Source organism: Shewanella sp. BC20 (assembly GCF_003129585.1).
Taxonomy (GTDB): Bacteria; Pseudomonadota; Gammaproteobacteria; order Enterobacterales; family Shewanellaceae; genus Shewanella; species Shewanella seohaensis.
The window spans coordinates 39,737-65,975 of the sequence record NZ_NHRI01000025.1 but is presented as its reverse complement, the minus strand read 5'-3'; the positions used below and the strand labels follow the sequence as shown (position 1 = coordinate 65,975).

Annotated in this window: 24 protein-coding genes; 18 read left to right on the top strand and 6 right to left on the bottom strand. The window is 48.4% G+C overall.

The features are described 5' to 3' along the window. Positions 1-416 precede the first annotated feature (416 nt). The 5 genes from sugE to CBX96_RS19605 all read left to right on the top strand — a co-directional run bounded on the left by sugE (position 417) and on the right by CBX96_RS19605 (position 4,617). Positions 417-731, top strand: a complete 315-nt coding sequence (gene sugE / locus CBX96_RS19625; RefSeq protein ID WP_011625939.1) for a quaternary ammonium compound efflux SMR transporter SugE — start codon at positions 417-419, stop codon at positions 729-731. 228 nt (positions 732-959) lie between these two features. Next, positions 960-2,486, top strand: coding sequence for an NADP-dependent phosphogluconate dehydrogenase (gene gndA, locus CBX96_RS19620; protein WP_109287803.1), 1,527 nt, complete (start codon positions 960-962; stop codon positions 2,484-2,486). A gap of 200 nt (positions 2,487-2,686) precedes the next feature. Beyond that, on the top strand, positions 2,687-3,397 hold the full coding sequence (locus tag CBX96_RS19615; protein ID WP_109287802.1) for a hypothetical protein: 711 nt from the start codon (positions 2,687-2,689) through the stop codon (positions 3,395-3,397). A gap of 108 nt (positions 3,398-3,505) precedes the next feature. Then, entirely contained in the window at positions 3,506-4,057 is a 552-nt protein-coding gene (locus tag CBX96_RS19610) for a DUF4303 domain-containing protein (RefSeq protein ID WP_109287801.1), read from the top strand. A gap of 224 nt (positions 4,058-4,281) precedes the next feature. After that, the gene (locus CBX96_RS19605) at positions 4,282-4,617 is read left to right on the top strand and encodes a hypothetical protein (protein ID WP_109287800.1); all 336 of its coding nucleotides are present in this window, start codon (positions 4,282-4,284) and stop codon (positions 4,615-4,617) included. 77 nt (positions 4,618-4,694) lie between these two features. Here CBX96_RS19605 and CBX96_RS19600 read toward each other — a convergent pair whose 3' ends face one another. Next, positions 4,695-5,594 (bottom strand): LysR family transcriptional regulator, encoded by a 900-nt coding sequence (locus CBX96_RS19600; RefSeq protein WP_109287799.1) that lies wholly within the window; start codon positions 5,592-5,594, stop codon positions 4,695-4,697. 199 nt (positions 5,595-5,793) lie between these two features. Between CBX96_RS19600 and CBX96_RS19595 the strand changes: the two genes are divergently transcribed. Then, complete coding sequence (locus CBX96_RS19595; protein WP_109287798.1) at positions 5,794-6,273, top strand: DoxX family protein; 480 nt, start codon at positions 5,794-5,796, stop codon at positions 6,271-6,273. Positions 6,274-6,343: 70 nt separating this feature from the next. After that, complete coding sequence (locus CBX96_RS19590) at positions 6,344-7,153, top strand: class III extradiol ring-cleavage dioxygenase (RefSeq protein WP_109287797.1); 810 nt, start codon at positions 6,344-6,346, stop codon at positions 7,151-7,153. A 154-nt stretch (positions 7,154-7,307) separates the two neighbouring features. On the opposite strand, the gene CBX96_RS19585 is transcribed toward CBX96_RS19590, so the two are convergent. Then, entirely contained in the window at positions 7,308-8,183 is an 876-nt protein-coding gene (locus CBX96_RS19585) for a 1,4-dihydroxy-2-naphthoate polyprenyltransferase (RefSeq protein ID WP_086904432.1), read from the bottom strand. 324 nt (positions 8,184-8,507) lie between these two features. On the opposite strand from CBX96_RS19585, the gene CBX96_RS19580 reads away from it, so the two are divergent. From CBX96_RS19580 to CBX96_RS19565, 4 genes are all read left to right on the top strand, one after another. Next, positions 8,508-9,461: an SDR family NAD(P)-dependent oxidoreductase gene (locus CBX96_RS19580; RefSeq protein ID WP_109287796.1), complete on the top strand. Its 954-nt coding sequence runs from the start codon at positions 8,508-8,510 to the stop codon at positions 9,459-9,461. Between the two features lie 114 nt (positions 9,462-9,575). Further along, positions 9,576-10,442: an acyl-CoA thioesterase II gene (gene tesB / locus CBX96_RS19575; protein WP_011622398.1), complete on the top strand. Its 867-nt coding sequence runs from the start codon at positions 9,576-9,578 to the stop codon at positions 10,440-10,442. A gap of 1 nt (position 10,443) precedes the next feature. After that, positions 10,444-10,848, top strand: a complete 405-nt coding sequence (locus CBX96_RS19570; protein WP_011716717.1) for a YbaY family lipoprotein — start codon at positions 10,444-10,446, stop codon at positions 10,846-10,848. A gap of 688 nt (positions 10,849-11,536) precedes the next feature. After that, the gene (locus tag CBX96_RS19565; protein WP_109287795.1) at positions 11,537-15,439 is read left to right on the top strand and encodes a S8 family serine peptidase; all 3,903 of its coding nucleotides are present in this window, start codon (positions 11,537-11,539) and stop codon (positions 15,437-15,439) included. Positions 15,440-15,524: 85 nt separating this feature from the next. Here CBX96_RS19565 and CBX96_RS19560 read toward each other — a convergent pair whose 3' ends face one another. Beyond that, positions 15,525-16,406: a LysR family transcriptional regulator gene (locus CBX96_RS19560; protein WP_011622400.1), complete on the bottom strand. Its 882-nt coding sequence runs from the start codon at positions 16,404-16,406 to the stop codon at positions 15,525-15,527. 274 nt (positions 16,407-16,680) lie between these two features. Between CBX96_RS19560 and CBX96_RS19555 the strand changes: the two genes are divergently transcribed. The 4 genes from CBX96_RS19555 to CBX96_RS19540 all read left to right on the top strand — a co-directional run bounded on the left by CBX96_RS19555 (position 16,681) and on the right by CBX96_RS19540 (position 21,030). Further along, positions 16,681-17,931 (top strand): MFS transporter, encoded by a 1,251-nt coding sequence (locus CBX96_RS19555; RefSeq protein ID WP_109287794.1) that lies wholly within the window; start codon positions 16,681-16,683, stop codon positions 17,929-17,931. 496 nt (positions 17,932-18,427) lie between these two features. Beyond that, the gene (locus CBX96_RS19550) at positions 18,428-19,345 is read left to right on the top strand and encodes an alpha/beta hydrolase (RefSeq protein ID WP_258295003.1); all 918 of its coding nucleotides are present in this window, start codon (positions 18,428-18,430) and stop codon (positions 19,343-19,345) included. Positions 19,346-19,439: 94 nt separating this feature from the next. Next, positions 19,440-20,486 (top strand): NAD(P)-dependent alcohol dehydrogenase, encoded by a 1,047-nt coding sequence (locus CBX96_RS19545; protein WP_109287793.1) that lies wholly within the window; start codon positions 19,440-19,442, stop codon positions 20,484-20,486. Positions 20,487-20,592: 106 nt separating this feature from the next. After that, a complete protein-coding gene (locus CBX96_RS19540; protein WP_086904036.1) occupies positions 20,593-21,030 on the top strand; it encodes a cupin domain-containing protein in 438 nt (145 codons plus the stop codon). Positions 21,031-21,132: 102 nt separating this feature from the next. Here CBX96_RS19540 and CBX96_RS19535 read toward each other — a convergent pair whose 3' ends face one another. Both CBX96_RS19535 and CBX96_RS19530 read right to left on the bottom strand, forming a co-directional pair. Then, complete coding sequence (locus CBX96_RS19535; protein ID WP_181382240.1) at positions 21,133-21,519, bottom strand: cyclophilin-like fold protein; 387 nt, start codon at positions 21,517-21,519, stop codon at positions 21,133-21,135. 96 nt (positions 21,520-21,615) lie between these two features. Further along, complete coding sequence (locus tag CBX96_RS19530) at positions 21,616-22,143, bottom strand: cupin domain-containing protein (protein WP_181382239.1); 528 nt, start codon at positions 22,141-22,143, stop codon at positions 21,616-21,618. A 208-nt stretch (positions 22,144-22,351) separates the two neighbouring features. On the opposite strand from CBX96_RS19530, the gene CBX96_RS19525 reads away from it, so the two are divergent. After that, positions 22,352-23,278 (top strand): AraC family transcriptional regulator, encoded by a 927-nt coding sequence (locus tag CBX96_RS19525; RefSeq protein ID WP_109287792.1) that lies wholly within the window; start codon positions 22,352-22,354, stop codon positions 23,276-23,278. 326 nt (positions 23,279-23,604) lie between these two features. Then, positions 23,605-25,167, top strand: coding sequence for an MATE family efflux transporter (locus CBX96_RS19520; protein ID WP_109287791.1), 1,563 nt, complete (start codon positions 23,605-23,607; stop codon positions 25,165-25,167). 156 nt (positions 25,168-25,323) lie between these two features. Here the strand turns inward: CBX96_RS19520 and CBX96_RS19515 are convergent, their stop codons facing one another. Further along, positions 25,324-25,542: a DUF2986 domain-containing protein gene (locus CBX96_RS19515; protein WP_109287790.1), complete on the bottom strand. Its 219-nt coding sequence runs from the start codon at positions 25,540-25,542 to the stop codon at positions 25,324-25,326. Between the two features lie 307 nt (positions 25,543-25,849). Between CBX96_RS19515 and yqfB the strand changes: the two genes are divergently transcribed. Beyond that, a complete protein-coding gene (yqfB, locus tag CBX96_RS19510; RefSeq protein ID WP_109287789.1) occupies positions 25,850-26,182 on the top strand; it encodes a N(4)-acetylcytidine aminohydrolase in 333 nt (110 codons plus the stop codon). The last annotated feature ends 57 nt before the right edge of the window (positions 26,183-26,239 follow it).

Here is a 26,239-nt window from a genome sequence, read left to right as displayed (position 1 = left end):
TCGCCATCAAGATAAGCAAGATCTAGAGCATGATGCTCAATTGTCGCTACAGATGAAGTAGGTGTAAGGAAATAGCCCCTTCCAGGGGCAAATCAAAGCCGCCTTCTAAGAAGGCGGATTCTTTACTTTTGGATGAAATCGCTAAAGTCCAAGGCTTGCTCTTATACATCACTATTTGCTAGTCTAGCCCGCATCCTAAAGGTTCTGCCTTGACATCGGGCGTTTAGGACATTGGATCTTAGCTTTCTAATCAGGCGCCTTTGTCTGCCTCTTTGCTTTAGATCCAAATATACTTTCGATCTAAACAAGCTTTCGATCTAAATAAACATTCGATGTAAACATACTTCACAACGGCTTAGGGACGACCCTAAATACGCCGATATCAATTTGGGGACGACCCCGTATGGGAGTTCTCTATGAGCTGGTTTCTATTAATTCTTGCTGGGCTATTTGAAATTGGTTGGGCCATCGGGCTTAAGTACACCGACGGGTTTAGCCGCCTGTGGCCGAGTGTCTTTACTGTGTTCTCCATGACGGTGAGTGTGCTGTTATTGGGGCTGGCGGTTAAACAGCTGCCAATAGGCACGGCCTATGGGGTTTGGGTTGGCATCGGTGCCATGGGCACCGCGATTGCGGGCATTATTCTCTTAGGCGAAGGGGTAAGCTTGCTGAAAATTGTCAGTTTAATCCTCATTTTGCTTGGTGTTCTCGGTTTAAAACTCGCTCATTAATCAATTCACTTCCACAAGGAAGCGCTCGCCCCAGATGTATACGATTGGTAAAGATGTTTGATGAAATCTAGGAATATTCTCCTGAAAAAACAACGCATCTTAGACTGTAATCGAGATTGCCAATCGTATGCATCGTCTATTGTCTCTGGTAATTAAGTTACAAAGCCCGATATAATTACACCTCCAAATTGGTTATTTCTAACCTCTGTGACCCGTGGGAATTATATAATGCAAAACCACAGCAATCTTAATGACATTGGCGTGATTGGCCTTGGCGTGATGGGCAAAAACCTCGCGCTAAACATTGCCGACAATCAATATCGCGTCAGTGCCTTCGACCTCGATCCTGTTAAAGTCAACGGTGTTTTACAGCAAGAAAAACAAGAACGTGTAGGACAGGATCTGCGTATTACAGGCTGTGCTAATCTTTCAGAAATGTTAGCAAGCCTCGCTCAACCCCGTATTCTCGTGCTGTCTGTCCCTGCGGGTGCGCCTGTGGATGGGGTATGTCATGCCTTGATTTCTGCCGGTATCGAAGCGGACGACATCGTTATCGATACGGGCAACAGTCTTTGGACGGACACCGTTGAGCGCGAAAAGCGTTACCAAGGGAAATTTATCTTCTTCAGCTCGGCGGTTTCGGGCGGAGAAGTGGGTGCTCGTTTTGGCCCTTCATTAATGCCAAGTGGCGATCTTGGGGCTTGGCAGCATGTGGCGCCGATTTGGAAGGCCATTGCCGCTAAGGTTGATCCTCAAACAGGGCTGCCGATTGAGCGTTTTGAGCCGGGGAATCCCGTGACCGAAGGTGAGCCTTGCACGACCTATATTGGTCCTGCTGGCGCCGGACATTATGTGAAAATGGTGCATAACGGGATTGAATACGCCGATATGCAGCTGATTTGCGAAGCCTATCAGTTAATGCACGATGGCTTAGGCATGAGTGCAGCAGAAGTGGGTGAGGTGTTTGAACGTTGGAATAAGGGTAGTTTAAACAGCTATCTGATGGGGATCAGCGCCGAGGTGCTCAAACAGGCGGATCCGCTAACGGGTAAACCGTTAGTTGAGATGATCCTCGATAAAGCTGGGCAAAAGGGCACTGGCCTTTGGACTGCTGTGAGCAGTTTGCAAATTGGTTGTCCGGCTCCCACTATTGCCGAAGCGGTTTATGCGCGCGCGGTGAGCACCCAAAAATCCCTCCGTGTTGAACTCAGTAAAAAGCTTGCAGGTCCTGCCTCTGTGGCGATGGATGATGCTCAAAAAGCCGTCTTAATTGATGCCTTAGAGAGTGCGCTCTATTGCGCTAAAGTGTGTTGTTACGCCCAGGGCTTCCAATTGATGGCGATGACGGCGCAGGAGCAAAAATGGCAGCTCGATTTTGCTGAAATCGCGAAGATTTGGCGTGCGGGTTGTATTATTCGTGCCACCTTCTTGCAATCTATCACTCAAGCTTATCAAGCGAATGCGGACTTAAGCTGTTTATTGATGGCCGACACCTTTGCAACTACCTTGTCGGAAAAACAAACCGAGTGGCGCAGTGCGGTGGCGGCGGCTGTGATGCAAGGGATCCCCGTGCCTTGTATTAGTTCGGCATTGGCCTATTACGACAGTTACCGCAGCGAAACCCTACCAGCAAACTTGCTTCAAGGTCAAAGGGACTTTTTCGGTGCCCATACCTTTGAGCGCTTAGATAAGCCCGCTGGCGAGAAATATCATTTAGATTGGAGTGCCCCAAACAGGGTATTAATCAAACTCTAAATAAATTGTACAAAGGCCCCTAAATAGGGGCCTTTATTTATGTGATATTTAGTGCTGTTTTGAACATCAAGGTTTATCCAGTAAAAACTATATTATTCAATATCCTAGTGGGAAATTTATTTTTTAATTGGCAAAATCTGGTTTACCGTAAGACTCAATATGGGCAATCATAGGCGATTAAATACTGATTGACGTACCTTATGAACTACTGGAATAGCGATAACTTTGAAGGATTAAAGGCGATAGGGACTCAGTATTCGGCCTTGAAGGGGTATGAACTTTTTGGTCAATATTGCCTGCAAAAAGAGCAAGGGCTAAAGAAGCAAGCGATTGCGACGGTAAACCAATTCGTGTCGCACTGTAAGAGCCTGTCCTTGGCAGATCAGAGGCACATCGCAGAGGAGCTATCCTCCTTAGGCTTTTGGCATCGTGAAACACATCAGTTACTCGCTTATCCCCTCATAGTTTTACTAAAAGGCGTGCTCACCCAATGGACGTTAGATGAGCCTAACAATCCCATCCCCCACAAATGGTTAGGCTTTATTGGTGGGGGTACCGATTCCTATGAAAGGGCGTTAGTACTCGAGCCTACCGATGAAATTTGCCTCACTCAAGTCGCGTTGTCTCATTTAAACAGTGTCGATTTTCAGACCCACCATCTATCGGAATCTGTGTTGCTGGGTGATATATCACGGGCAAAAGACTCGCTGGCGTCAGCACAAGCATTAATCACGCGATTACCGACGATTGAGCGTAAATCAAGGCTGCAAAACAGGCATGATTATTACCTGTCGATGGTTAATTGCTGGGAGGAGTATTCCACGCTTGCTGGGGATGAGCCGTTTCCGGATTGGTGCGCCGCCAAAGGCGAACAGTTTGATTTTTGGTCAATTGTTTATTATCAACGCTGAGCGAATGTATTCGCCGTGTAGGCACGACTGAGCGTGATTTGGGACAAATGACCTCACTGCGACCACAGATGATAGGCTAAACCAACGATAGGCTTTTACAGTATCAGTATGATGAAAACCGAAATTATTCAATCACTCGCATCTATTCAACGGCTCTTTGAGGCTGAACTTATTGCTTCTATCAAGGCGGCAAGTGCTCAAAAATCCCCCTACGGTTATGCGTTATTGCTTGGGGAAGATCTGGAAATGGCGTATCCCATTGCGGTGACGAATTGTGAGTCTGATTTAGTCGACCCCACAGATACTTACAGCCGATACATTCCCGATGAATGGCTCGAATGGCACGATGATCATTTCGCGAAGGTTAAGCATGCTTACAAAGCCTTATATCAAGTATTTACACAGGCTTACACTGTGACGGATGAGGATTTTTGTTACACAGAGGTCGCGCTGGAGTTTATGGAGCAACTCTATGGCATGTATTTGGCGGCCATGAAAAAGGTGATAGGGCAGTTTCCCGATGTGAGTTATTGGATTATTTGGATATCTGACAGTGATAGAGCCATTATCTCCGAATCGTTTTGGGCGCTTAATTCGGATCATGTGCGTGAAGAGGCTGCCATTTATTTTGAGCAGCCATCTGTTTCTACTCATAGTTAACCTATTTTTATCCCTAATCGTGTATGCGTCAGCTTTAGGGGTTAATGTGATGTGCTTTTGTGATGAGCTTTCATCAGGTGCTTTCGTGAAGGGCTATCGTTAAGGGCAATCGTAAGAGCCTGTTATGAGTAGTAGAGTGCAAGTGAATATCGAAAACTTGACATCGCCGCAGTGTTTGGTAGATTGGAAATTATGCTGTTAGCACTATTCAATGGAGTGAAGCTATGCAAGAAAGCCTGACTGCGCAACAAAGCCCAACTATGCAAGAAACCCTAATCAGATCTGCTATTGCGACGGCGCAAGATGGTGTGGCGCGAGCCGATGGCCAGTTAACTGTCACCGAGCAGAAGGTTTGTTTTTCCCCCTACAATAAAACCTTAGGACTTGGGCCATATCAGCTGCAAAGAAAGGATATCGCCAAGGTTGAATCCTGTTGGGGTAAGGGCGGCGGCATTTTACCTGTGACTTCTGATGCGATAAAAATCACCTTGATTGATGGCAGCGTGTATCAATTTATTTTGGCCAATTCCCAAGAATGGTTGAATTTGCTCCGTCATTAACTCAACAATTGCGCGGCTGCTCCATAAAGGCTTATTCAGTCGACATATCTTGAGCGTGTGTTACCTAGATAGATTGCTTAGACGCTTTGCTTTGCGGCTAATTGGACTAGGTTTTCCCACAGTGCCTGCGCTACTGGGCCTAAGGGCGAGTGGGGCGGGCGCATCACATAGTAATCGAGTTGGATAAGATTTTGCCTTTCTCGCAGCTCCAGTGGCAGTAAACTTCCATCCGCAAGGGCTTGCTTCACCAAATAATGTGGCAATTTTCCCCAGCCCATGCCGCTCTGAATGAGCATTCTCTTTGTATAAAAATCATTAACGTACCAACGGCGTTGCCCTGCTTGCACTCCAAATTCGATATTGGCGGTGCCAGTGCCGGTATCTTGGATCACAATTTGGTACTCGTTCACCAATTCGCGCACATGGCTCAGGCTGGGGTGCCGACTCAGTAAACGCGGCGAGGCCACATCTAACAGACTGCCTGAAAATAAGTAGGCCAGCTCAAAATGGCTGGAACGGACAGGATCAATGCCGCCCGCTGAAATTGCAATATCGGCTTCGCCTTGATTTAAGGCTTCGAGTGCGCCGGTTAAATATTCTTGTTTAAGAATGATTTGAGTGTGCGGAAATTCATTTTGTGTTCGCTCCAGCATCGGCAAGATGCGGGTAAGGTTAAAGGAGGCCTCAAAGGCCAAGGTGATACTGGCCTCGTTACCTTTAGCCAAATGCTTAGCGACTTGTCGCATCTCCTGCGCTTCATTCAGTACGCGCTGGGCGTATTGCAGCAGCTTTCGCCCCTCTTGGGTAAGCGTCAAGCGATACCCTTGGCGGTCGAACAGTACTAAATCTAACTGGGATTCCAGCTGTTTAATGCTCTGACTGATCGCAGGTTGGGTCTTATGGAGTTTGTCACTGGCGGCCTTTAGCGAGCCGGCGAGTGCGACGGTATTGAACATCAGCAGTTGTTCTAAGGTCATAGCAAGACTCTTAAACAAATAAAGAATTATTTTAGGAGATGTTAGATATTATTCCATATTTATTTATTTTTTGTGGGCGCATAATTCCGCCATATGACAGTAGTGGGCTCAATGCGAGTCCACTACTTTGCGTTTAGGGTGCCGTTTAGCGAGAGTTTACGCTGAACTAAGTCTAAAAGAGATGAGTAATGAGGTAGTTATGTCGATAAATCAATTATGTTTAGCCAAAGGCAATGCAGATAAAACCGCGGCCGAGACTGACCCTCAAAAACTCTTTATCTGTGCCAATACCTTAAATCGTGCGGCGGTGGTGGTGACACTTGCGATGAGCATTGTGTTTTTATTCTCGGGCATGGGCAAGTTACTCAGCGTGCCGTTTTTCCATGTGCCCTTTAGCGTGATGAATTTGCCCACGGGTTTTGGCTATTTTATCGGTGTGATTGAAGTGCTGGGCGCCATTGGCATTGGCTGGCGTGAATACCGAGTCCTGTCGGCGACGGCATTACTGTCGGTGATGATGGGGGCCATTTACTACCACTTTAATTACGAAACCACCCTGAGCGCGTTACCCGCACTGTCTTTATCTGCGCTGTTGTTTTTAATCATCAAGCTCGATGAAACCGTTGATAGATTAGTGCGTTTTCAACGTCAGCTGGTGGACATGAAAGCAGCTTTTTAATCTTAGCCACAAGGCTGGCAAAGTCTGATTTACAAGTGACAACTAACGGTTTCATCAAGAGAAGTTTATTATGACGCACGTGAATTCCGCTTTAATGCCAGTGTTATTTGTTCCCCATGGTGGCGGGCCATTACCGCTACTCAATGATGCAAATCATCTGGAGTTAAGGGCATTTTTATCCAAGGTTTCGGATACTATCCCGACACCCAAGGCCATTGTATTGGTGACGGCACACTGGGAAGAGGCACAGGTGACACTGTCGAGCCATCCCCATCCTGGCATGTTGTTCGATTACTATGGTTTTCCACCTGAGGCCTATACGCTTTCTTATCCTGCGCCCGGTGAGCCACAGCTTGCCGACACTATTGCTGGTTTGCTCAATGCAAGTGGAATTGAGGTGCGGCTCGACAATCAGCGCGCATTCGATCACGGCACCTTTGTGCCACTTAAGTTGATGTATCCGGAGGCGAATATTCCAGTGGTGCAAATGTCCTTAGTGCAGCACCTCGACCCGAGTGCCCATATCGCTATCGGTGAGGCTCTTGCGACATTGCGCGCGCAAGGGGTGTTGATTGTGGGATCTGGCATGTCGTTTCACAATATGCGCGCGTTTTTCTCCAGCGATCCTAAGGTGTTGCCTCGCAGCCAAGGGTTTGATACTTGGTTAACCGATGTCGTGACATCAGGCGATAGCCAGGCCAAGGCACAATTAATCGATTGGCAATCGGCGCCGGAGGCACGTTTTAGCCACCCAAGGGAAGAGCACTTAATTCCTTTGCATGTGTGTTTTGGGGCGGCGCATTTGCAGACGCCAAAAGCCACACATCAATTTAGTGGCCTGTTATTTAACACAGCAATATCGGGTTACCTCTGGTCCTAATCAGCCTCTAAAAGCAAAAGGTTCGTCATGTTGCGTATTAAACGCATCGTGACGAACCTTTTTGTATTTAAATCCTTGTCTATTTTAACCTAGCCGCCTTGTGGGCTGGTTTTTCACTCAACTTTGGGTAATCCCGAGACCTTGATATTCCCGTTTATGCGGTAAACACCAGTCCCACACTGAATAGGGTACTGAATATCATGGTGAGTTTTGCCGTGCGTCCCAATAGTGGATTGAGTGCTTCACCCGATACGGCATAGAAATCGCTGCTGAGTTTGCGGGCGATAAGCAGGGATAAGCCCGCCAGCAGTACCGGTAAGCCCGGCAGAATGCCCAGTAAGAATCCTGCGATCACTAAACCAAAGGGCAAGTAAATTAAGGCTTGATACAAAACTTTGGCCTGCGCCTCACCAATCCTCACCGCGAGCGTATGTTTACCCGCTTGGGTGTCGGTGCGAATATCACGGGTGTTGTTGACCAACATAATGGCGGCGTTAAATAAGCCAATGGCACAGCCAAGTAGCCAGGCATTCATATTGGTATCACCTGCCTGCAGATAATAGCTGCCGACCACGGCTACCAAACCAAAAAACACGAAGGCGGCGACTTCACCTAGCCCGTGTGATGCCAGAGGATAAGGGCCGCCGCTGTAGCCGAGGGCGCCTAAAATGGCCGCCGCCGCTAAAATCGCAATCGGCCAGCCGCCGTGCCAAATCAAATACGAGCCTACGGTTAATGCCAGCACTAAGCATAGGATCATGGCATTACGTACTTTATGGGGGGGGATCATGCCACTCTGGGTGACGCGAACCGGACCGAGCCGTTCGGCGGTATCGATGCCGTTTTTAAAGTCAAAGTAGTCATTGGCGAGGTTGACGGCGATCTGCAATAGGATGGCGCACAACATCGAGGTGGCGGCAATTAACCAGCTAAAACGCTCAAGGTGCAGTGCCAGAATATTACCGATTAATAGGGGACCGATTGCCGCGGGTAAGGTGCGGGGCCTGATGGCTAAAATCCAAGGATTCATGATGTCCAGTCGTTATCTAAGAAAAGAATTGGGTAGTGAACAGCGTCATAGCATAACAAGAATTTGCGTTAAAGTGAGTACTATCTAATACACGCATGTAATAGAGTTTGAATTGGCGCACAGATGTTTCGCTTTCAGGGGAAAGATTTGTCGCCAAGTTCAAAGAAAATCCACTATGCCTGTGTTTTTATATCCCCTGTGATCCTCTGCCAAACATCGGTTAAGCCGATGAGCTTCACCCCTATTTTTGCAATAACCAGAGCTGTGAAGTGAAAGGTTTAGTGTGGCGTTTAGCGTTAATGTCAATGATAAGGATACGATAGGATGCGTTTCGATAATCAAGTGGCGTTGGTAACGGGAGCAGGCTCTGGGCTAGGGAGAGCCTATGCCATTATGTTGGCTGAGCGGGGCGCCAAACTGGTATTAGTTGACCAACCTAAGGGAAGTCCATCCCAAGGCGAGGCATTGAGGGCAACTAGCTCTTCTAACTTAACTCATGCAACTAACGCAGAGCTGCAGCAAACCCATCAGGCCATTTTAAAGCTCGGGGCAGAATGCCTGTATTTTGAAGTGGATGTTAGCCAGCAGGATGACGTCAAGGCGATGGTGCATCGCCTACAGCAAGATTGGCAACGCGTGGATATTTTGATCAATAACGCTGGGGTTTACGGCGCGTGCTCCTTCGAGCATATCCAACAAGCCGACTGGCAGCGACAGTTTGATGTGGATGTGAACGGCAGTTTTTATCTTACCCAAGCCCTGTGGCCGCTGATGAAGACCCATGGTTATGGCCGAATTTTGATGACCACTGGGGTGTCGGCGTTGTTTGGCGACTTACATCAGGTTCCGTTCAGCGCCGCCAAGATGGCTCTCGTCGGTATGGTGAATAGCCTTTCCTTAGAGGGCGAGCAGTATAACATCCATATCAATAGCCTGTGCCCGCAGGCGCTCACGGCCATGACAGATAAACACTTAGCCCCAGCGATCCAACCGCTATTTTCCTTTGATACAGTCACGGCGACTATGGCATTTTTAGTTAGTCGTGGCGCACCGAATGGCCAGCATCTGCTCGCGGGGGCGGGCAGCGTGAGTCATGGAATGTTTGCCGAATTTCAGTCCATCTATTTTAGTGAGGGGCTGTGTACACCCGATAAACTGATCAAATACTGGCCCGAGTTGCATTATGCCTTTCCGATTAATCTGCATACCTGCGGCGAGGATAAAGTGTTGGCTTGGTCAAAACAGAGTGCCCTTGAGCATCATATTAAGATTGAGTAGTGCTTTGGGCGTGCAGAAGCCACAAGATGCAATAAGCTATCGACTCTCTACTGGTCAGCCCTAGTCTACCTGAGTTACCCTTGGGCATTAGTTGCTAATTTTCAGTAGGATCCCATGAGTCAGGTATTAGACGATCTCTTATCATTATTATCCCTCGAGCAAATTGAAATCGGGCTGTTTCGTGGTCAAAGCCAAGACTTAGGATTTGGGCATGTATTTGGTGGCCAAGTGATGGGGCAGGCCCTGAGCGCCGCTAAGCAAACCGTGCCAGCCGAACGTAAAGTGCATTCGCTACACTCTTATTTTTTACGCGCAGGGGATGAGAAGCTCCCCATAGTCTATGAAGTGGAAAATATGCGTGACGGCGGCAGTTTTAGTGCCAGACGCGTGAGTGCAATACAAAAGGGTCGGCCGATTTTTCATATGACCTGCTCCTTCCAAGAGCCCGAAGCGGGCTTTGACCATCAGGCCCAAATGCCTGAGGTGCCGGGCCCTGAAGGTTTATTGAATCAAAACGAGCTGGCGATGACCTTAAGGGATAAAGTGCCTGCGCGCATTCTGGAAAAGTTTATGGAAGACGCGCCGATCGAGATGCGGTTAGTCAATCCTTTGCATCCCTTTGCGCCTAAAGAAACCGAACCCTATCGCTATGTGTGGCTAAGGGCGAATGGACCAATGCCAACGGATGCGCATATTCACGAGTATTTGCTGGCCTACGCCTCGGACTTTAACTTTTTAGTCACGGCGGCTCAGCCCCATGGTGTGTCGTTTTTAACGCCGGGGATCCGCATGGCAACAATCGATCATGCGATGTGGTTCCATCGCCCAATTAATATGGGAGAATGGTTGCTCTACAGTATCGACAGTCCAACCGCCAGCGGTGGACGAGGTTATGTACGAGGCCAATTTTTTAATCAGCAGGGTGAGCTTGTCGCCTCGACGACTCAAGAGGGGCTGATCCGTATGGTAAAAGGAAGTTAATATGTTGATGAAAATAAAGTTGTTTATGTCATTTTTACTGGTGACATTTGCCTTAAGTGGCTGCGTGACGGTTCAACCCGATCCTCCGGTGGTGGTTAATGGGGCGGCGGGCTATTTGGAAAAAATTCTCCTGCCCCAAGGCAGTGAAATTACCATTGCGATTATCGATTTAAACACACCCGGCGTCATCATTGCCCAAAAGAGCTTTAATATCGCTAGGGCGCCTGTGCCGTTTAAGTTCTTATTACCGGCGAAATCTATCGATAAACGCATTAATTACGGCGTGGTGGCGATGATCAAGTATCAGGATAAGGTGATTTTTCAAACCTATGACCGCTTCCCTGTGATTAACAATGATAAATACACCACGGAAGTATTGATGAAAGCGGTTCGCACTGAGCAGTAGTCTAATGTTTTAAAGCCTATTGGCTGGATGCGTGATTGCATTTTATCGAAAAGGGGAGTTAATCCCCTTTTTTATTGCTTGTTTTTCACTCAGCTATTTTTTCAGTTCTGTTATCCGGCGGTCTTACTGTTATCGGATGACCATACTGCGTATTTCGTACAGAGTATTACGTAGATTGCGTTTCGTATGACAGTGACTTAGATAAATAAGTACGACATTCGTTAAATAATATGCCGGTTATTTGTCCAATAAATTATCTAACTCATCACAGCCTTAATTGTGAGAAATTATGTCTGCTTGAAATTATTTCATTTAAATTTGATCCGTTTTCATCTTGATTTATCGGTTTTCCATACCGTTAATTACCAATTAAGAACAGGATTTATTAATGAGTGATAATGAATTTTTATTTGGTTTTTAAGCGCTTGCTAACATTCCTTTTCGCAGTGTAAACCATTTGCCATTCCGTTAACCTGTAAGCGATGAATGTTTATTGAGTACGTCATTCTTATTAATTGATTTTATGGGTAATTATTCGGTTAATAAGGTGTTTCAATATGTATCATTGCGTGTTAAAACGCTGCGGTAAAGTTCTCTCAGTTACAGTCATTTAATGATGTTGCTGTACTGAATAAATATTAAAAATGGAACTTTCGGTAGTAATTTTAATATAGCGAAGGAAGCGAACATGAAAACAAAAATTGCACTAGCAGTGTCTATGGCATTGCTGTCGGCTGCGGCAAATGCGCAAACCGTATTATCGCCAACCGGTGAAACGTTACAGTTAGATATTCCAGCCGAATTATCAAATGATTCGACCCGAGGTCAATTAACCGCGGTTAACAACCAAGATGTAAAATTTATTCCTGAGCCAGATTTAGCCGAGGGAGAATATACCTATATCGTGAGATTACGTGACAGCGCGGTCGCGAATTATCAAGGGGATATTCCAGGCTTTAAGGCCACTAGCCCACAACATGTGCAGTCGACCTCACAGGCAAAAAGCTCTGGTAAGACAGGTAATGTCAAACTTAATGCCGCTGCACCTGAAGTCAAAAATTACGTCAGTTTCCTCAAGGTCAAGCAAGAGCGCTTTTTAACAAGTGCCAGCGCGGCCATTGGTAGCCGTCTTGAGCCGCTGACCACTTACCAATACGCCATCAACGGTGTTGCCGTGCGTATGACTCAGGCGCAAGCCATCAAACTGGCCGAACTACCTGAAGTCGTTTATATCGAGCGCGAGAAAATCGAACAGCTTGAAACCGATGTGAGTCAGGCACTGATCGGCTCCCCAAAGGTGTGGGACGGTAGTGCAACGGGCACTAAGGCCATGGGTGAAGGCGTGATTGTGGCGATTATCGACTCAGGGATTAACTCTGATCACGCTTCTTTCGCCGATGTGGGAGAAGATGGTTACGATCACACCAACCCCTTAGGTCAAGGGATTTATGTTGGTGACTGTAAAACCGATTTTGCCAGCATGTGTAACGACAAGCTGATCGGTGTGCGCAGCTACCCTGAAATCACCGATGTCTATGATGATGAAAAGGTTTTCGGCGCGACGCCGCCCGCTAAAAACGGCGAAGATTACGGTGGTCATGGCTCCCACGTTGCCAGCACCGCGGCAGGAAACATCCTGCTCAATGTTCCTTATGTTGAGGGGGAAGTAGGTAAACTCGAAGGTTCGGGGATCCCGAGCGGCTTAACGTTTGCGCAAATGTCCGGTGTGGCTCCCCACGCAAACATTATTGCCTATCAAGTCTGTCAACCTGGAGACCAAGGTGATACTTACAGCGGCTGTGCAACGGCGCCGATATTAAAAGCGATTGATGATGCGATTAAAGATGGCGTGGACGTGATCAACTTCTCCATCAGCGGCGGCGGCAATCCATGGAACAGCGCGACGGAGCAGGGCTTCTTAGCGGCGCGAAATGCGGGTGTTTTTGCTGCGGTTGCGGCGGGTAACACTAGGGCAAACATCGCGCAGGTACCTTATTCATCGTCTAAAAACGCACCTTGGTATACCTCGGTCGCTAACTCGACTCACAATCGTGAAGTGGTACGTGAGCTGGAATTTAATGGCAAGACCTTTGAATTCACCCCAGGCTCTGGCCCTGTGCAAACCGACGTTGTGAAAGGACTGCCCGTATTTGCAGGCGCGGTTGATGCGACCAATGTGGAAGGCTGTAAAGTATTCCCTGCCGATGCCTTTAAAGACAAGATTGCCGTTATCAAACGGGGAGAATGTGATTTCGCTACTAAAGTCGCTGGAGCCTTAACAGCTGGTGCTAAGGCTGTAATTATGTTTAATAAAGATGGAGAGGGGAATGCGCGTTTAGCCATGTCGGGATTGGAGATGTTAAATGTCCCTGCGGTATTTATTGGAAATACCGATGGCGTTGCCTTACTCGAGGCCATGGCCGCCAATCCAGCCGTTGAGTTAACCTTAACCCCGACACCGCAAGCGATTAGCCGTGAGGCCGATGTGTTATCTGCCAGTTCACTGATTGGCCCAAATGCGACCAATGATGTGATTGTGCCTTCGGTGGCCGCTCCAGGTACGGACATTTACGCTGCTTATGCTGATCAACAATTTGGCCATGATAAATCGGGCACAAATCCTGCCGACTTTACCTTGATGTCGGGCACTTCAATGGCAAGCCCCCATGTTGCGGGGGCGGGCGCGCTGTTAAAGTCACTGCACAAGGATTGGACACCGGACAATATCCGCTCCGCATTAATGCTGACTGCAACGACTGCGCAGGCGATGAAAAAAGCCGATGCTAAAACCGTTGCCGATCCGTTCGATGTGGGCGCTGGCCGTATACGTGTGGATTTAGCGGCAAAAACGGGTTTAGTGATGGACGAAAGTGCCCTGAACTATGAAATTGCCAACCCAGTCGTGAACGGTGACCCACGTAAGTTAAACGTGCCCAGCATGGCCGATTCTCGCTGCGTGAATACCTGTACTTGGACCCGTACCGTAACTGCAACCCAAGATGGTAGTTGGACGGCGAAGGGCCAAGCGGTGACCGATAAGTTAGCATTAACCGTGTCGCCTGAAAGCTTTACCCTGAAAAAAGGCGCGAACCAAACCATTACCGTGACCGCCGATGTGACACAAGTGGGCGCAGATTGGGGCTTTGGCAACTTAGTGCTCGAGTCGGCAAGCTTCCCCACGGCGACTATGCCGATTGCAGCTAAGATTGGTAAGCGTAATCTGCCCAATTTAGTGAACATTGAAGCGACCCGTAATGCGGATGAAGTCAATCTTGAAGGCTTAAAGGCGGTGGATTTTGCCAGCGTGGGCGCCGAAGTGACGGGCCTAAAGCTGAGTCAAACCATTGAGTCAAGCGTGAAGCAAGACTCAAACAATGCCTCATACACTGATGATCTCGCCGATGGCGTCAAAGTGTTTAAGTTTGACGTGAATGAAAATGCATTGTTCTTCCGTACCTCAATTAGTTACACCACATCGCCTGATCTCGATATGTATGTGCTACTCGATAAAAACGATGGCAGCAAACTTGTGCGAGTGGGTTCATCGGCTAAAGACGGTTCAGAGGAAAGTGTCTTACTCAATAATCCGGTGAAGGGCAGTTACTATGTGATTGTGCAAAACTACAGCGCCTCATCCGCGACGGCCGATGACGTGTTTGGTTTGAAACAATTGACCTTCTACAACAATGAAACCGCAGCGGATAACCTAACGGCGACGCTTTCTGGCGATACTAAAGATTTCGACGTCAAGTTGGCGTGGAAGGATGCGCTCAAAGTGGGTGACGATGGGTTAGCCATGCTGACCCTCACCACGGGTGATGACAAAGTGGCGCCAGTGAAGTTACCCGTTGTCTTTGAACGTGTTGGTGATGATGTGCTATCGCCTCTGGGTAATGCGCTGAGTGGTCAGTTGACACCGGGCGTGGCTAAGGTGATGAAAACCCGCATCGAAGCCAACAGAACCCAAGAAACGCGTGTGTATAACTTAGAAGCTATGCTGCCTGAAGGCCATGAAGTGGCTAACATCAGCCATGACGGTAAGCAAGATGGTAATAAGATCACTTGGACGGTTGAGATGCCATCGGGCGCTGACGCGAAAGACATCAGCTTTGAGCTGGTTCCACGTAAGGCGAGTGTCGATAATCAGTTAAGCCTAACAAACAAGGTCAACAATGCCTCGTCAGAAACCCTGACTCAAAGTTACCAGTTTGATGTGTCTGAAGTGGCGCCAGTTGTTAAGGTTGAAGCGCCAACCACAGTCCAAGAAGGTAAGCCGCTGTTTATCGATGCGAGCAAATCATCGGATGCGAACAATGATCCGCTGACCTACAAGTGGACGCAGTTAGGTGGCACCAGCTTTAATTTTGATCCCGCAGCGGCCAAATTAAACTTAGTGGCGCCAAGTGTGAATGGTGCGGCACAAACCGTGTCATTCCAACTGACGGTATCCGATAACCACGGCAACAGCGATTCGAGCTTAGTGTCGGTATCGATTACCGATACTCCGCCGAAGAAGGATGACGGTGGTGCTTTAGGCTGGTTAAGTTTATTACTGCTGCCATTTGCCTTTGGTCGCCGTAAACAGCGTTAATTTGCGATGAGTTAAATGATTTCACCTTAAGCGTTAGGTGACGCATTAAAAGGGCCGAGTAATCGGCCCTTTTTATTGCTTTGTGTTAACGGTTTTTCATTAAAAATTCCACAAAGGCGCGGTCGGCTTGGCTGACGGGGCGCTGTTTTTTCCACGCAATATGCAGATTTAAAAACACCGGTGGGTCAAAGGGTTTGGCGAGAATGTCATCTTTTGGACTGATGGCCATTTCGAGCACGCTAGTGATCCCAAATCCCTGTGACACAATCTGTTTGATTAAGTTAATTAGGTTGGTCTCAAAGGCGATATTGGGCTTTTTACCCAATTCTTTGGCCTGGGAGAGGATCCATTCTCGGTGGAAATAGCCGGTTTTAAACATCACCAATTCATGGTCAAAGAAGTCGTTGAGGCTGACGGCAGGATGATCGGCGAGCGGGTGCTCGGCGCCCATGGCGATCACCATCTGCTCACGGATCAATAATTGGCTATCGAAGTCACTCTGTAAATCTTGGGCGGTAATGATGGCGATATCTACTTCTTCCTGCTGTAACATCCGCAGCGCGTCACGGGTACCGCCTTCAAACAGTGACAGCTTTAGCTCGGGATATTGATGGCGAAACGCCATAAGACGAGAGGGCAGATAGAAGGAGCCCAGCATGCCCGGCACCGCTATCCGCACTTCCCCTGAGGTGAGATTCGCCATGGCGCGGATTTGCGCTTCGGCCTGTTTGATTTGTTTTAGGATCAAAGTGGCATGTTGATGCAGCACTAATCCTTCGGCGGTGAGCGCGAGGTGCTTGTCATTCTTATTGCTGGTGCGATTAATCAGTGTCACCCCAAGCGACTGCTCGAGCCGTTTAATGCTTTGGCTTAGGGCTGGTTGCGCCATATTGAGCTTCTTGGCCGCAGCGGTAAAACTGCCGGTATTGGCCAGTGCATCTAAATGTTTAAGTTGGCGTATATCCATGATGATTCGTCTTTTATGCTGGATGGTACTTATGCTCAAGCGCTCTTATGCACGATTCTACTTATGCTTGAGGGCACAGTGCTTTAAGGGCATTAACAATGTGCCACAACCCAGTCCTGTCGTATCTCGCATGGTTTGACCGATAACAGGGCGTATCGCAATTGTTAGCTATAACAAAAATCAATAATTTCAATATAAATTATCTATTATTGTTATGTTATGCCCAGTGCTAATCTTTGTCTATCCTGAGTGTGATGCGTTATCGAGGCCAAAAGTGCAAGCCGTGTTAGACACTATTATCGACAGTAAACAACGTGATACCCGACTGATGTGGGCCCTGTGTGTGGCTTCCGTGGTGGTGTATATCAATCTGTATTTGATGCAGGGCATGTTACCGCTGATCGCCGAGCATTTTGCAGTATCTGGCTCGAAGGCAACGCTTATCCTCTCGGTCACCAGCTTTTCGCTGGCGTTTTCGCTGTTAATTTATGCGGTTGTATCCGACAGAATTGGCCGCCACACGCCGATTGTAGTGAGTCTCTGGCTACTGGCACTGTCGAATCTGCTGTTGATTTGGGCTGGGGATTTTAATGCTCTTGTCTACGTACGCTTTTTACAGGGCATGCTGTTAGCGGCGGTGCCCGCCATTGCCATGGCCTATTTTAAGGAGCAACTCTCGCCAAGCACTATGCTCAAAGCGGCGGGCATTTATATCATGGCCAACAGTATCGGCGGGATTGTCGGTCGGTTACTGGGCGGGGTGATGTCGCAGTTTTTATCTTGGCAAGAGTCCATGTGGCTGCTGTTTTTAGTCACGCTTGCGGGCGTTGCCTTAACCAGTTATTTATTGCCTTCAGGCGCCGATGCGCAGGCGGTATCGGGCGGACAAACCACCTCGCCAACACTGTCAAAACGGGCACGTTTATTACAGGATATTTATGGCTTTAGCCATCACCTAACCGATCCGCAGATGCGTTTAGCCTACGCCATCGGTGGCATCACTTTTATGATGATGGTGAATCAATTTAGCTTTATTCAGCTGCATTTGATGGCCGCGCCTTACGAGTGGAGCCGTTTCCAAGCGACGTTGATCTTCCTGTGTTATTCCAGTGGTACCGTGGCCTCTTATTTTACCGCCAAGTGGCTGGCAAAATTTGGTCAGCACAAGTTATACCAATGGTCTTGGTGCTTGATGTTACTGGGCAGTTTATTGACCCTGTTCGATACGCCAGTCACGATTAGCCTAGGCTTTTTGATGACGGCCTGTGGCTTCTTCTTAACCCACAGCTGCTGTAACTCCTTTGTGGCGATGCGCGCAAGCCGCGACCGCGCTAAAGCCACCTCGCTGTATCTGTGTTGCTATTACTTAGGCGCCGCGCTGGGCGGGCCTTACCTGATGCTGTTTTGGCATAAAGCCGAGTGGCAAGGAGTGGTGATGGGATCATTAACACTTCTTGCATTAATCGCCTTAGCTATCGGTCGGTTGCGTTACCACCAGACCCAGATGAGCCGCGTAACGCTCTAGTTTGCTAGGCCCGTTGGCATAGATTTTCGCCACAGATTCAATATTTGATAAACGCTTAGGCCAACGACTCCCCGTTGGCCTTTTTGTACACCTAATTTGCCCTCGCGGGTATTCGCGTTAAACCGATACATACAGCCGAGCGCGACATTTCTGCTACGTTATCGGGCATCCATTTCCTTATCTCTCATTGCGCGATTTCCGCATTTTTGGAGTTTTAGGCAAGTAACCACGAGTTTCATGGCTTCAATATCGTGGTCATTTTGTCGACAATTTCAGCATGAGTTGCCGCGACACTTAACTCATCTCGCTTAAGCGACATGTCTGTTCCCTATTAAGGGCTGAATATGAAGGCATCAAACGGCGCGCAGTCTTTGGCGGCAATGCTGATAACGGCATTGCTGATAAATACCAGCTTGCCGGCCGTTGCGGCAACACCGGGCCATTAAGGTGATTTATCCCATGGTGCTAACAATTTTATCGGAGTGAAACCCTGACTATGCAAAAAGTAACTTTTCCAAATCAATATAAGATGAATGTCACGGGCAATCTTTATTTGCCTAAGGATATGAAGGCTGGCGAAAAACGCGCCGCCATTATCGTAGGCCACCCTATGGGTGCGGTAAAAGAACAAAGCGCGGTGCTCTATGCCCAGCAACTGGCCGAGCGTGGCTTTGTAACCCTCGCCATCGACTTATCCTTCTGGGGTGAGAGTGAGGGAAATCCCCGCAATGCCGTGTTGCCAGACATGTACGCTGAAGACTTTAGCGCCGCGGTAGACTTTCTGGGCACTAGCGAGTTTGCCGACAGAGACCGCATTGGCGTGCTCGGGATCTGTGGTAGCGGTAGTTTTGCCATTAGCGCCGCGAAAATCGATCCACGCATGAAAGCCATTGCTACCGTCAGCATGTATGACATGGGCGGATTTAGCCGTCATCTGTATGGCAAGTCGTTGACCTTAGCGCAGCGTCAACAAATGATCGCCGAGGCGGCCGCGCAGCGTTATGTGGAGTTTAGCGGCGGTCAAACTCAATACACTGGCGGTACGCCCCATGAAATCGATGAAAACTCTCACCCCATTGCTAAGGAGTTTTATGACTTCTATCGCACCCCAAGGGGAGAGTTTACGCCAGCGGGAGCATCGCCTGAGCTGACGACGCATCCGACCCTGAGCAGTAACACTAAGTTTATGAATTTCTATCCATTTAACGATATTGAGTCTATTTCTCCGCGCCCCTTGTTATTTGTTGCTGGTGATGAAGCGCATTCACTGGAGTTTAGCCAAGAAGCCTACAGCCTCGCAGCGGAGCCTAAAGAACTCTATCTGGTAAAAGGTGCTGGTCATGTTGACTTGTATGACAGAGTGAACCTGATCCCCTTCGATAAGTTGACGCAATTTTTCACTCAATATCTGTAATTTAGCTCACGGGCCAGCGCTTTTGCTGGCCTTGATTATTTCTCGCAGAAGCGTGTCATTTTACGTTTCTGCCTCAATCCACAGGGGATGAAATATGCAAACCATTGGATATGCTGCAGCGTCGGCGCAAAGCCCGCTTGAACCTTATCACTATGAGTGCCGTGAATTAAGGGACAACGATGTCGCGATCGAAATTCTCTATAGCGGTGTCTGCCATAGCGATTTACACACAGTGAAAAACGACTGGGGCTGGACGGTTTATCCTACTGTGCCAGGCCATGAAATCGTTGGCCGCGTGGTGCAAGTGGGCAGCCAAGTGAACAAATACAAGGTGGGCGATCATGTCGCTGTGGGCTGTATGGTCGACAGCTGTCAGGAATGTACTCACTGTCATCACGGTGAAGAGCAATTCTGTGAGCAGGGTTTTACCCAAACCTACAACAGTGCCGATAGACACACCCAAGAGCTTACCAAGGGCGGCTATGCCAAGCATATCGTAGTGCGCCAAGAGTTTGTGCTGAGTATTCCGGCATCGCTCGACCTTGCTAAAGTCGCGCCGTTACTCTGTGCGGGGATCACCAGCTATTCGCCGTTAAGAACTTGGAACGTTGGGCCTGGCAGTCAAGTTGCTGTCATTGGTATGGGCGGTTTAGGCCATATGGCGATCAAACTTGCGGCCGCGATGGGCGCACATGTGACTGTGCTGAGCCGCTCGGAAAGTAAGCGTAGCGATGCGCTCGAACTGGGTGCGAGTGACTTTTTGATCTCTTCAGATCTTGAGCGCATGCAGCAAGCCGCCAATCGCTTCGAACTTATCATCGATACCGTGCCAACAAAGCATGACATTACTCCGTATCTGCCATTATTGAAGGTGGATGGCACGCTCACCTTAGTCGGTCAAGTGGGGCCGATTGCCGAAGTGAATACTGTGCCTATGGTGATGGGACGTCGTCGTATTGCCGCCTCACTCATTGGTGGCATTGCCGAGACTCAGGAGATGCTCGATTTCTGCGGCCTGATGAACATTTTGCCTGAGGTCGAGATGATCAGAATGGAGCAGATTAATGAAGCCTTCGAGCGTCTGGAGAAATCAGACGTACATTACCGATTTGTGATCGATATGCAGGCCTCTTCCTTCTAGGCTTAAGAAGGTTATTTCATTTGTTAAAAGGGCGGTTTGCGGACCATTCCCCATGCCGCCATCACTTTTAAATCAGCTTAAGACAACGTCAGCAAAGGAGTTTTTGATGAATACCTTAGAAACAGCATCCATGACACTGATCCCCGCAGGATCGCAACAGCCGATTAAAGGACCGAGTGAATGGTTTACCGGTGAGGTGGTGATCAGCAGCTTATTTAATGCGCCGCCACCAGCGCGGGTGGGTATGGCCGTAGTTAACTTTTCAGCGGGCGCGCGAACTCATTGGCATAGCCATCCACTCGGGCAAATGCTATTGGTCACCCAAGGTGAAGGCTGGACCCAGTGTGAAGGGGGTGAGCGCACCACGATTCGCCCAGGGGATTTGATTTGGTGTAATTGTGGTAAGCGTCATTGGCATGGTGCAACTGCATCATCTTCCATGCAGCATGTGGCCGTTCAAGAGGCGCTTGATGGTAAACCGGTTGATTGGTTTGAACCTGTTACTGATACAGTGTACTTAAATGGCGGCAGTGTCAGCGAGTAACTCAATCACTGGCGAAATGCTCGGAATTAAAAAATAAAAGGCGAACTCAGTGTCGCCTTTTTTGCTTTTGATGTTTTGCTTTTGATGTTTTGCTTTATATGGTTAGGGCTGTTTATCGAACACCACATCGAGATCGTTGCCGCTAAGCAGTTCGATAAATTCTTCACTCATTGCTTTGCTCATCTCTTGACTCGTTTCGTTACTAAGAGTGCCGAGCGGGATTAAGCCATCGGCATACCCATAGTCCCTATAAAACAGAGCTAAGTTACCCCAAGGGGCATAATAGGTGATATCGCCACGTTTAGCGCTGGTGCCTTTTGGGGCCTGCGCTTTGGTGAGCTTTTGCTCGAGCATGGCGATTTTTTCGGTATTAGCATAGTCCTTAAGCGTTAGCTTTAGGGGTAAGCTGGCGTAGAAATCCTTTGCCGTTGGATTATCGAGGAGGGTAAATCGATACGCTTTGCCGTTTGCGGTCACACTAATGTTCATCGAAGTCTCCTTAGATTGGGTCATGGCGTTTGTAGCTTGCTTTGGTTTAACTTGCTTTGTTTTAGCTTGCTTTGGCGAAGAGTCGCTAAGCTTGATTCAGGGCTTGTCATATTGAGCTGGGGAGACACTTTCTAGCCATGTGACCACCTTACCCGCGTTGGCTTCTTGTATGGCGATATGCGTCATGGGCGTATTGCTCGTCGCGCCATGCCAATGTTTCACATTCGCAGGGATCTGCACCACATCCCCAGGGTGAATTTCAAGGTGTGTTTGACCTTCTTGCTGCACCCAACCCATTCCTGAAGTGACGATTAAGGTTTGCCCCACGGGATGAGTATGCCAATGGGTGCGACTGCCCGGCTCAAAGGTGACTAAGGCGCCAGATGCGCGACCTTCGCCCTTGGTCTGAAACAAAGGCTCAACGCGCACTGGGCCGGTAAAATAGTCTTCGAGTCCCGTCACAGGGAGTTGAGTGCCATTGCGGGCAATACTGATTTGCTCAGCAGTAATCACGGTTTTAGGCCTTGCCTCTGACACAGGCACTGATGCTGGCACTGGCTCTGCTGCCTGAACGCCAAGCGTTAACAATAGCAGGGAGCCTAATCCAAAATGCATGGGTTTCATCGATTTATCCTTTTTCAATGGCGAAAGAATCACTTATTCGGCCCCTTATTCTTGCCACTTGCTGACGCGCAGGGTAGTTCATTCGTCGGTAATGCTTGCCTAATTCTCCAATTGTTAGGCATTTCGTATGCTAACGAGTTAGGTAGCGAGTAAGATAAATTCAGATGACTGAGTGCCGACTGCTACTGATAAAAACGGGTGAAAACTGATGAGTGAAATGCAAATGATGGATTGTTTTTCCCAAGTGCTTGCCGACAATGTGGCCAAAAGAACCCTTGGCGTCGAATGGGCATCATCTGAGGTCGAGGGGCTCGAGTTTTATCGGCAGAATGCGCCCACCTCCAATTCGGTCTGTATTGTCGAGCCAGGTATTGCGGTTGTGGTGCAAGGGACGAAGAGCATGACCTTGGGGGAGCAGGTATTGATCTACGATCCGAGTCGATTCTTAATCACATCTTTAGAGTTACCCGCCACCATGCAAGTGTTAGAGGCCAGTGCTGAAAAACCTTACCTCGGTGTCGTGCTAAAACTCGATTTGGCGGTGATGAGTGACTTAATGTTGCAAACGCCCTTGGCGAGGCAAAAGGATACGGTTACCGATCAAGGCATGATTTTAGGCCATTCCACCCCAAGCTTGTTGAATGCTTTCAGCCGGTTAGTCGCCTTACTCGATGAGCCTGAGTCGATTCCTGTGCTCGCGCCTATGATTAAAAGAGAGATTTACTGGCGTGTGCTTATCAGTGAGCAGGGCGCGCGCTTAAGACAAATCGTGTCGGCGGGCAGCCATGGTTTACGCATCGCCCATTCTATCGAGTGGCTTAAGGTGAATTTTGCCCAGCATTTTAGCATTGATGATTTAGCCGATATGACCCGAATGAGTAAATCGACCTTTCACCATCATTTTCGCCAATTGACCTCGATGAGTCCGCTGCAATATCAAAAACGGTTACGCTTGATGGAGGCTCGCCGATTGATGTTAAGCGAGAGCATAGATGCCGCCGCAGCCGCCTATCGTGTCGGCTATGAGAGTCCATCGCAATTTTCCCGCGAATACTCGCGCTTATTTGGCAATTCCCCCAAACGAGATGTCGATATCCACTGGTTATCATCGACCGAAGCTAAGCAAGTAAGCTAAGCAAGTAAGCTAAGCAAGTAAGCTAGACACGATAACCGAGAGTCACAGATGTGGGATAAGTGACTGGGCTTAAGTGGTTTGAAATGAGTGATTTGGTTTAAGCACGACTGAGTGACATGGCTTGGAGTCAGTCGTACCGAACAGGCTGATTCTGAGAGCAAAGGCCTGAGTGTGTAAGTTATTCGTAACAAACGAAATCGTTTAAATGATTTATTATGTGCGCTGCCTCATGGTAGGCTTACTTACTCAAGAGACTGCTTAAGTGGCGAGAGCCGCAGACTGGATTTGATGTCAGTCCATCCAATAGATCAAGGTAAAACGACCCCATGACCCAAGCCAAATTCGTTGAAGGTTCGATTCTTCGTCATATCCTCGTGATGAGTTCGACCGCCGCCGTGGGGATTTCTGCCTTATTTGTGGTCGATTTACTCGATATTTTCTTCTTAAGTTTACTCGGCGAACATGAACTGGCCGCGGCGGTGGGCTATGCGGGCAGTATTTCGTTTTTTACGACTTCTATTGGTATCGGCCTGTCGATTGCGCTCGGCGCGTTAGTTTCCCGCTCGATTGGTGCAAAGGATGTGGAGTTAGCTAAACGCCTCTTGCTCAATAGTGCGGCGGTGACCACCTTAATCAGCCTTTTTGTGAGTGTGGTGGTGACCTGCTTTATCCCCGAATTAGTGACTTTGGTAGGGGCGAGCGGCCATACCGCGGAACTTGCCGAGAGTTATCTGTACATTTTGGTGCCTTCTTTACCCTTTATTTGCCTTGCGATGGCCCTTGGCGGTGCGCTGCGGGCCGTTGGGGATGCCAAGCTGTCGATGATGTCGACCTTAGCGGGCGGCGGCGTTAATGCGGTGCTGGATCCGATTTTTATTTTCCTGTTTGCCATGGGGATTGAAGGCGCGGCACTGGCGTCGGTGCTTGCCCGTATCGCGGTCTTTATCATTGCCGGGCGCGGCGTAGTGGTAAAACATCAACTGCTGGGCAAATTTAACTTCAGCTATTTTGTTGCCGATCTCAAACCGATTTTCGCCATTGCCGGGCCTGCCATGCTGACGAATATCGCTACGCCCATTGGTAACGCCTTTGTGACCCGCGCGATTGCGGATTTTGGTGATGCCTATGTGGCCGGTTGGGCGGTGCTTGGCAGGTTAGTCCCGGTCACCTTTGGGATGATTTTTGCGTTATCCGGCGCCATTGGGCCGATTGTTGGGCAAAACTTTGGGGCGGGTCGATTCGACCGGGTGCGCGAGAGTTTAACCAAGGCGATTCAATTTTGTACCTTGTATGTGGTGGTCATGTCGCTGCTACTGTTCTTGCTCAAATCGCAGGTGGTGAGCCTATTCGATATGAAAGGCGATAGCGCAGCGCTTATCGAGTTTTTCTGTAGCTATATCGCGGTGTTTTTTACCTTCTCAGGCATTTTATTTGTGGCCAATGCTTCGTTTAATAATCTGGGCAAAGCCAAATACTCCACCCTGTTTAACGTCGGTAAAGCGACGTTAGGCACTTTGCCATTTGTGTATTTTGGCGCGCAGTGGGGCGGGGTATACGGTGTGTTAATCGGCCAAGTATTGGGCTCGATTCTGTTTGGGATCATGGGTGTATGGGTGGCTTATCGATTAGTCGATAAAGTCGCACTGGCAAGCCGCGCAAACGCAGCACAGCCCTTGGGGAACTATACCGAAGAGGCGCAGGCCAAGTGCCAGCAACTGCTGGAGGGGGATGAGGAAGAAATTGCTAATTGTGTTGGCCAAAATCTGCCTTCATCTACGAGTCCGTTTTCATCCTCCCATGTGCAAATGGGCCAATTGACCGAAGAGCAGGAATGCGAGGCGGCCACGGCTGCGGTGGATTTTGATAAAGCGAAACCTAATACGCCGTAACCCCTCAGATAACCATCCTGGTAATCATAAAGAGTCATAAAAACTGATAAAACATAAAGGCCACTGAAAAGTGGCCTTTATGTTTGGCATATCCGCATTCACGGGAAAGCGTTTTATGCGAGTACGAGCATTCTGAGCGTCACGACACAAAGCGGCTTAGCTCGCAGCCTTATCTTCCGCACTTGAAGCGTCGGCACCTGCGCTATCTTGCGCTACTTCTAAAGCCACAGCTTCTGGCGTTTCGGCTTCGAGACGCGCGCGCTCCGCTTTAGAAATATAACGCGGTTTTGCCCCCACTTTGGGTTTCTCGATTTTGTTTTGTTTGGCTTTTTCGCGCTTAGCCATCTTCTTAACGATCTTTTGCTTCTTGTTCATAACATCTCTAATTCGGTTTTTGCCTATACAGGCTGAGTCCAGTGGCTCAATTAAAGCTGGATTCTAACTGAATATTGCCAATCTCTCCATGTTTTGCTGTTGCCTAAGAGGATGGTGGCTAAGTTTTAGCTGGATATGATCGCGCTAAAGTATGAGTTATTTTGTTTACCGTACTGTTCACCCATGGACATAACCGCTATATTGACGACCAGTAAAGTATTGACCTTTAAACGGTTTAACTAAATAAATGCAGATTTAACAGTCGTTAAGTTCCGCATACTACGTGAGTGTTTGTTATGGAGGCGCTTTGTTAACCAAAATCACTTTCTTTGAGCGTTTCAAGCTGGACATTTTATCGGGAGCTAAGACCATTACCTTAAGGGATGAAGCCGAGTCCCATGTGTTCGCTGGACAAATTTTGCCAGTATCGACCTTTGAAGCTGACCGTTGGTTTTGTGATATCAAGGTCATTGAGGTTGTGCCTGTGTTGTTTTCTGCGCTGACAGAGCAACATGCAGCCCAGGAGAATATGACGCTGCCAGAACTGCGCCGAGTGATCCAAGAGATTTATCCCGGCCTTGAGCAGTTATTTCAAATTCGCTTTTGTGTTGTGACTACAGCGGCAGGCTCTATTGATTAACGCTATTGACTAACGCTATTGATTAAGCGCTATTAATAAAAAATAGGCTGGCTTGTT

Excerpts from the sequence above, each read along its gene's own strand:
- sugE (WP_011625939.1), top strand. The coding sequence starts at position 417 with ATGAGCTGGTTTCTATTAATTCTTGCTGGGCTATTTGAAATTGGTTGG.
- gndA (WP_109287803.1), top strand. The coding sequence starts at position 960 with ATGCAAAACCACAGCAATCTTAATGACATTGGCGTGATTGGCCTTGGC.
- CBX96_RS19615 (WP_109287802.1), top strand. The coding sequence starts at position 2,687 with ATGAACTACTGGAATAGCGATAACTTTGAAGGATTAAAGGCGATAGGG.
- CBX96_RS19610 (WP_109287801.1), top strand. The coding sequence starts at position 3,506 with ATGATGAAAACCGAAATTATTCAATCACTCGCATCTATTCAACGGCTC.
- CBX96_RS19605 (WP_109287800.1), top strand. The coding sequence starts at position 4,282 with ATGCAAGAAAGCCTGACTGCGCAACAAAGCCCAACTATGCAAGAAACC.
- CBX96_RS19600 (WP_109287799.1), bottom strand. The coding sequence starts at position 5,594 with ATGACCTTAGAACAACTGCTGATGTTCAATACCGTCGCACTCGCCGGC.
- CBX96_RS19595 (WP_109287798.1), top strand. The coding sequence starts at position 5,794 with ATGTCGATAAATCAATTATGTTTAGCCAAAGGCAATGCAGATAAAACC.
- CBX96_RS19590 (WP_109287797.1), top strand. The coding sequence starts at position 6,344 with ATGACGCACGTGAATTCCGCTTTAATGCCAGTGTTATTTGTTCCCCAT.
- CBX96_RS19585 (WP_086904432.1), bottom strand. The coding sequence starts at position 8,183 with ATGAATCCTTGGATTTTAGCCATCAGGCCCCGCACCTTACCCGCGGCA.
- CBX96_RS19580 (WP_109287796.1), top strand. The coding sequence starts at position 8,508 with ATGCGTTTCGATAATCAAGTGGCGTTGGTAACGGGAGCAGGCTCTGGG.
- tesB (WP_011622398.1), top strand. The coding sequence starts at position 9,576 with ATGAGTCAGGTATTAGACGATCTCTTATCATTATTATCCCTCGAGCAA.
- CBX96_RS19570 (WP_011716717.1), top strand. The coding sequence starts at position 10,444 with ATGTTGATGAAAATAAAGTTGTTTATGTCATTTTTACTGGTGACATTT.
- CBX96_RS19565 (WP_109287795.1), top strand. The coding sequence starts at position 11,537 with ATGAAAACAAAAATTGCACTAGCAGTGTCTATGGCATTGCTGTCGGCT.
- CBX96_RS19560 (WP_011622400.1), bottom strand. The coding sequence starts at position 16,406 with ATGGATATACGCCAACTTAAACATTTAGATGCACTGGCCAATACCGGC.
- CBX96_RS19550 (WP_258295003.1), top strand. The coding sequence starts at position 18,428 with ATGCAAAAAGTAACTTTTCCAAATCAATATAAGATGAATGTCACGGGC.
- CBX96_RS19545 (WP_109287793.1), top strand. The coding sequence starts at position 19,440 with ATGCAAACCATTGGATATGCTGCAGCGTCGGCGCAAAGCCCGCTTGAA.
- CBX96_RS19540 (WP_086904036.1), top strand. The coding sequence starts at position 20,593 with ATGAATACCTTAGAAACAGCATCCATGACACTGATCCCCGCAGGATCG.
- CBX96_RS19535 (WP_181382240.1), bottom strand. The coding sequence starts at position 21,519 with ATGAACATTAGTGTGACCGCAAACGGCAAAGCGTATCGATTTACCCTC.
- CBX96_RS19530 (WP_181382239.1), bottom strand. The coding sequence starts at position 22,143 with ATGAAACCCATGCATTTTGGATTAGGCTCCCTGCTATTGTTAACGCTT.
- CBX96_RS19525 (WP_109287792.1), top strand. The coding sequence starts at position 22,352 with ATGAGTGAAATGCAAATGATGGATTGTTTTTCCCAAGTGCTTGCCGAC.
- CBX96_RS19520 (WP_109287791.1), top strand. The coding sequence starts at position 23,605 with ATGACCCAAGCCAAATTCGTTGAAGGTTCGATTCTTCGTCATATCCTC.
- CBX96_RS19515 (WP_109287790.1), bottom strand. The coding sequence starts at position 25,542 with ATGAACAAGAAGCAAAAGATCGTTAAGAAGATGGCTAAGCGCGAAAAA.